The organism is uncultured Flavobacterium sp., from assembly GCF_963975005.1.
Classification (GTDB): Bacteria; Bacteroidota; Bacteroidia; order Flavobacteriales; family Flavobacteriaceae; genus Flavobacterium.
The window spans coordinates 1-4,840 of the sequence record NZ_CAXBFR010000168.1 but is presented as its reverse complement, the minus strand read 5'-3'; the positions used below and the strand labels follow the sequence as shown (position 1 = coordinate 4,840).

At 30.8% G+C, this 4,840-nt stretch carries 6 protein-coding genes; 3 read left to right on the top strand and 3 right to left on the bottom strand.

Features of this window, described 5'->3' with window-relative positions; genetic code table 11:
* From AACZ53_RS13845 to AACZ53_RS13835, 3 genes are all read left to right on the top strand, one after another.
* On the top strand, positions 1-1,559 hold a 1,559-nt coding region (locus AACZ53_RS13845), incomplete at its 5' end, for a gliding motility-associated C-terminal domain-containing protein (RefSeq protein WP_339839649.1).
* 104 nt (positions 1,560-1,663) lie between these two features.
* Positions 1,664-2,548, top strand: coding sequence for a PorP/SprF family type IX secretion system membrane protein (locus AACZ53_RS13840; RefSeq protein ID WP_339839646.1), 885 nt, complete (start codon positions 1,664-1,666; stop codon positions 2,546-2,548).
* A gap of 705 nt (positions 2,549-3,253) precedes the next feature.
* Complete coding sequence (locus tag AACZ53_RS13835; RefSeq protein ID WP_339839643.1) at positions 3,254-3,973, top strand: IS3 family transposase; 720 nt, start codon at positions 3,254-3,256, stop codon at positions 3,971-3,973.
* A 12-nt stretch (positions 3,974-3,985) separates the two neighbouring features.
* On the opposite strand, the gene AACZ53_RS13830 is transcribed toward AACZ53_RS13835, so the two are convergent.
* From AACZ53_RS13830 to AACZ53_RS13820, 3 genes are all read right to left on the bottom strand, one after another.
* The gene (locus tag AACZ53_RS13830; protein WP_339839641.1) at positions 3,986-4,252 is read right to left on the bottom strand and encodes an integrase core domain-containing protein; all 267 of its coding nucleotides are present in this window, start codon (positions 4,250-4,252) and stop codon (positions 3,986-3,988) included.
* Complete coding sequence (locus AACZ53_RS13825; RefSeq protein ID WP_339839652.1) at positions 4,249-4,536, bottom strand: DDE-type integrase/transposase/recombinase; 288 nt, start codon at positions 4,534-4,536, stop codon at positions 4,249-4,251. Before AACZ53_RS13825 ends, AACZ53_RS13830 begins: the two co-directional genes overlap by 4 nt.
* Before the next feature lie 31 nt (positions 4,537-4,567).
* A partial coding sequence (locus tag AACZ53_RS13820) for a helix-turn-helix domain-containing protein (RefSeq protein ID WP_339839639.1) occupies positions 4,568-4,840 on the bottom strand: 273 nt, incomplete at its 5' end.

The window sequence follows — 4,840 nt, the reverse complement described above, 5'->3', positions numbered from 1 at the left end:
CTTATACTGTAACTGTTACTGATGCGAATTCTTGTACAGCTACACAAAGTTTTACGATTACTGAGCCAACTGTACTTTCATTAACACCAGCTTCACAAACAAACATTGCTTGTAATGGTGGTTCAAATGGTACAGCAACAGTAAACACACCAACAGGTGGAACGGCTCCTTATACTTTTGATTGGACAGGTACTCCTACAGGAGATACAACAGCTTCAGTCACTGGCTTAATAGCAGGAACATGGATATGTACCGTTACAGACGCAAACGGATGTACGGTTACTCAAAGTTTTACAATTACAGAGCCAACAGCTTTGATTGCATCGATTGGTTCAACAACAGATGTTTCTTGTGTAGGCTTTTCAGATGGTTCAGCAACAGTTAGTGTAACAGGAGGAACAGCAGGATATACTTATTCATGGTCTCCTTCAGGAGGTTCAAATGCTACTGCAACAGGCTTAATGGACGGAATATATGTTGTTACTGTTACAGATGCAAATGGATGTACAACTACTCAATCGTTCACAATTGGAACAATAGTAGATGTTACTAATCCTACTATTTCAGCACCAGCTGCAATTAACACTACAACTAATTCAGGTTGTACTGCTACAGGGGTTGCTTTAGGAACACCAATAACTGCAGACAACTGTACAGTGGCAAGTGTGACTAATGATGCGCCATTAGCTTTCCCAATAGGAAACACAACAGTAACATGGACAGTAATAGATGGTTTAGGAAATACTGCAACGGCTACTCAAGTAGTAACAGTTCAAGATACTACTCTGCCAACAGTTATTACCCAGCCATTAACGGTTACTTTAGATGCTTCTGGAGAAGCAAGTATTACTGCGTCTCAGATAGACAATGGTTCAACGGATAACTGTACAATTGCAAGTATTACAATAGATATCGAAAACTTTAATTGTAATAACTTAGGTGCTAACACAGTGACTTTAACAGTTACAGATATTTATGGAAATATTGCGACACAAACTGCAATTGTTACGGTAATATCTACAGATGGAGATAATGACAATGATGGCATTAAAGATAATTGTGACGATGATGATGATAATGATGGAGTAATTGATATTGATGATAATTGTCCTTTAACTTATAATCCTGACCAAGCTGATAATGATAATGATGGTTTAGGAGATGTATGTGATGATGATGATGATAATGATGGAATTGATGATGTGGATGACAACTGTCCATTAACTTATAACCCATACCAAGAAGATAGAGATAATGATGGTATAGGAGATGTTTGTGATACGATAGAGATAAATATATCGCAAGCCATTACACCAAATGGAGATGGTATAAATGATACGTGGATGATTTACAATATTGAAAACCATCCAAATAATTATGTGCGTGTTTTCAACCGTTGGGGAGATTTAGTGTTTGAGGCTAGAAACTACCAAAATGATTGGGATGGACATTTTAAAAACAGATCTCAATCTTTACCAGATAGTGGTTCTTACTATTACCAAATTGATTTAGATGGTAATGGAACAATTTATGATGGTTGGGTTTATATCACTAAATAATTTTTAGAAATATGGAAATGCCGTGAGTTGTAAAACACAAAATCCAACGAGATTTTAATCATGGCATTACATATGAAAATGAAAAAACAATAAATATCTACACAATGAAAAAAACAATTATTCTAATAGCTCTTCTTTTACTAACAAGCAGTAGTCTATTGGCTCAACAAGAGAGTATTATTACTTTCTATAAAAATCATTTAAATTTAGTGAATCCTGCTTATGTAGGAGTGGAAGCAGAAAGTAGTATTCAGTCTACCATTAGAAGGCAATGGACAGGAGTAGAAAATGCTCCAGAGACTCAAGCTTTTTCTTTTATGGCCCCTTTAGGAGAAAAAAAATTCTCATTAGGACTTTCTTTTGTTCACGACAAAGTTTTTATTGAGAAACAAACTTTTTTTGCAATTGATTTATCTTACGATGTTAAATTATCAGACAAGTTAGATTTATTTATGGGTGTAAAAGTTGGAGGTAATAATTATGAAGTAAATACTAATGGATTACAAACCTATAACTTTGTTGTGGATCCAAGTTTACAATCCTTTTCAAGGTTTAATCCCAATATTGGAATGGGATTTTACTTAAAACATGACAAATACTATGTTTCTTTGTCTACCCCAAAAATGTTAAATACCGAAAGAGCAAGAAATGAGGATGGTTACGCTACTGTATCGACAGATCGTGTACACTTGTATATGTCAAGTGGATACAATTTTGAACTAAGTTCTTCAGTTGACTTATTGCCATCGGTGATGGTTCGTTATGTAAACGGAGCACCATTTTCAACTGACTTTACAGCAACAACCGTTTTCAATAACAAATTTGATCTTGGAGTAACCTACAGAACAGACAATTCGTTAGCAGGAATGGTTAAATTCACTATAAGCAAAAGATTACAATTAGGTTTTGCTTATGAATATATGATGCAAAGACAATTGTTAGCAAGAGCGAACAATACTAATGAATTTTACTTAAAATTTACTCTTTAAAGTGAAAAATTAAACATATAATTTTTATTGCATTTTTTATAAAGAAATTGGCATAATAAAAACCTCTAAAATAAAATTTAGAGGTTTTTTATTTTCTATATGTGTCGTGTCCTGAAATTGCAATATAAAGAAATACCCGAATGGATAGACATTAAGAAACACGCTCTGTAAATCTTAATCAGAAAGACCATAGAATATTTTTTAAATTGTAAATTATTTAAGAAATTGAACGAAGACTAATTTCAATTACAAAAAGTAAAAAATGATTATGATTTTCAATCTTACTCAACTATTGTATAATGGTTACGAAAAATTGGTAATTTTTATTGGAAAAATCAAACACCACTATTATGTCAAAATCTCCTGAGCAGAAAATAATGAAACTTGAAGTCAAAATTATTTATTAGAGGAGCAAAAAGAGCTTTTAGAACAAGAAGCTTTTGTTGCCGATAATAAAGCGATTTTTTTAATATAATGATTAATTTTAAAAGGAAAGAATATCAAATTGAAATATGAAAAAACTCATCACCCGAACAATCTGCATTTTTAAAGAACAACAACAGCAAACAGCAATGTTTGCCTGTGCTTTGTTTGGGTTATATATATATATATATATAGGTTTATTATCGAAAAATTAAAACAAGAATGCTTATACAGGATAAAGCCTTAATAATAGTTTTTATAGTTTAAGAAATTAGATAATTAATGCCCAGAATTGGGGCTATAAAGCTATATTTTATTTTAAATAATAAATTGAAAAAGTTAAAGACAGAAAGAGATAAATTTATCAATATATTAAGAGTAAATCATTTATTAATTGAACCAAAACGTTCGTATCATATAAAAACTAACTCACATCATCGCTTTATAAAGCATCAAAATCAAATTTTAGATTTAGAGATTAAACGTCCAGAACAGGTCTGGGTGTCAGATATAACATATATAGGAAAAAGAGAAAATCCTTGTTATTTAAGTTTAATAACAGATACTTATTCTAAAAAGATAATGGGTTATAATCTACCTGATAACATGAATACCGAAAGTAGTTTAGTAGCATTAAAAAATGCAGTAAAACAACTAAAAAATAAAGAAATATCACTCATACACCATTCAGATAGAGGATTACAATATTGCGCTAATAAATATCAAAAAATATTAACTAAAAACAATATAAAATGCAGTATGACTCAAAACTCCGATCCTTATGAAAATACTGTAGCAGAAAGAATAAATGGCATATTAAAACAAGAATTTAATATTGATAAGTATAATAAAGAACTTCCAATTATGAAGATTTTGGTTAAAAATGCAATAGATATCTATAATAACATAAGGCCTCATTATTCCAACTATATCTTAACTCCTAAACAAATGCATCAACAAGATAAAATTATATGTCTTCAAACTAAAGTGGACTTTTCCTAAGAGAGTATTTAGTTAATAATTCAAAGATAAATGTTTTTTTTGATTTGTTGTTAATTTTAATTTTTGGTACTCATTTCTGCGATTAATAATTGCAATTTTCTTTAATTTTTGTCTTTCTTTTAATATCATTTCTCCTCTTCCAAAATACACATCTGCAGGTGTTAAGTTGTTTAATGATTCATGATATCGCTCATTATTGTATCGGTTAATAAACTTTTGTAAAGCAGCTTCTAATTCTTCTGGAGCGAAGTAATTATCAAGTTTCACATCATTTTTCATGGTTCTGTGGTAGCGTTCAATTTTTCCTTTTTTTTTGGATGATTGGGTCTGCCATGCACTTGCTGCATCTGATAATTGTCTTTTAAATACGATTTTAGTTCACTTGCAATATAACATGAGCCATTATCTGATAATAATTTTAGTTTTTGTTTGGTAATTAATTTAGCCTTTTGAATTGCCATATCAACGGTTATTTTCACATCATCGGCTTTCATATTTGAACAAAGTTCCCAGTGCACAATATACCTGCTGTAATCATCAAAACCGTAATTAAATAATGCAATCCCAATATTTAAAATAGGTAAAATCTGTTTGTCACATTTGATGATAAAAGCATGTTTTATCTATAAATTCATTACTTTCACTCAGAAAAATATGAGCTGGAACTATAATTAAACCTCTTGACTTTAAAATTATGTAAACACTAGATTCTGATATAAATATTTGTTGTTCAACGGTCATTTTATAAGCTAATTCACGAGAAGATAAATCAGGATAATCTAAAGCTAATTTTACTACTAAATTCTTTTGCTCTTGAGGTATGCAGTTCCATTGTCTGTTTGATACTCGTTTGGTTGGAAGCAATCC

Bases quoted from the DNA above. Each gene is read 5' to 3' on its own strand.
- AACZ53_RS13830 (WP_339839641.1), bottom strand. From the start codon at position 4,252: ATGAAAAATGATGTGAAACTTGATAATTACTTCGCTCCAGAAGAATTA.
- AACZ53_RS13835 (WP_339839643.1), top strand. From the start codon at position 3,254: ATGCCCAGAATTGGGGCTATAAAGCTATATTTTATTTTAAATAATAAA.
- AACZ53_RS13840 (WP_339839646.1), top strand. From the start codon at position 1,664: ATGAAAAAAACAATTATTCTAATAGCTCTTCTTTTACTAACAAGCAGT.